The following is a 1,024-nucleotide window of genomic DNA, read 5'->3' as shown; positions in this document are numbered from 1 at the left end:
TTTCGAATTACACAAGCAGCAGCGAGGGTTTTGTTACCCTTCAGTCATTAATCATGAACTCCCTGATGTATCATGAACGAGAGTTGTTCGTCAGCGAAAATGCCCATGAGCAATGCAATGGTTTCCGTTCTCGTCGTTGGTACAGTCACGGCTTTGAGTTCTCGCTCCGTATTCCGCGCAGTCGTAGCGGAAACTTCTATCCCATTCTCTTAGGGTTGATACGCAGCGAAAGCGAGGAACGTGCCAAATTGTTCAATCTCCTCTACACCAAAGGTCTTACCACGGAGCAGATAGGCGAGATTTCAAATTGCGTCTATGGTCGTTCCTACAGCAAGCAGCAGGTATCGCATCTTGCCGGCAGCTGCCGTGAGGACGTCGAACGGTGGCTTTGCCGTAGCCTTTCCTCCCACTACTTAGCCGTCTATATCGACGCCACCTTTATTTCCACCCGTAGGGACAGACAGGTGTCCAAGGAAGCCTACTATACCATTCTGGGGGTATTAGAAGACGGCAGCAGGGAGGTGCTCACGGTTGTCAATCATCCCACAGAAGGGGCTCTTTGCTGGAAAGACGAGCTTGAGGCCTTGAAGCAAAGAGGCGTCGAACAGATAGACTTAGTTGTTTCCGATGCATTGCAAGGAATAGAGAATGCCGTCTGTGCAGCCTTTCCCGGTGCCGCACACCAGTTCTGCGTGGCACACGTTAAGCGACAGATACTCAGCGGCGCATCACATAAAGACAAACTGGTAATGGCGCAGCAGCTCAGTGAGGTGTTCCAATTGGAGAACAACGAGATGAATTCCTTGCAGGGATACGAACAATTCATTACCTTTGTCGAGAAATGGGAAAGGAAATATCCTGCACTAAGAAAATACAAGGCCGAACGCAACAGTGCCTATTTCACGTATATGGACTTCCCGGCTCAAGTGCAGAGGTGCATATATACGACCAACTGGATTGAAAGGCTCAACAGGAAGTACAGGAGAACCATCCAAATGAGAACATCCATGCCATCAGAGAAGTC

At 49.4% G+C, this 1,024-nt stretch carries 1 protein-coding gene (cut by a window edge); it reads left to right on the top strand.

Annotated features, from left to right (window positions below; genetic code table 11):
- Nucleotides 1-1,024: part of an IS256 family transposase coding region (locus E0E16_RS08695; RefSeq protein ID WP_439650609.1), annotated on the top strand (this coding region is incomplete at its 3' end). The annotated region extends 19 nt beyond the left edge of the window; the window shows 1,024 of its 1,043 annotated nt.

Origin of the sequence: Prevotella rectalis, from assembly GCF_900607215.1 — a bacterium.
Taxonomy (GTDB): domain Bacteria; phylum Bacteroidota; class Bacteroidia; order Bacteroidales; family Bacteroidaceae; genus Prevotella; species Prevotella brunnea.
The sequence above is the reverse complement of the archived record's forward strand: the minus strand, read 5'-3'. Positions and strand labels throughout refer to the sequence as shown.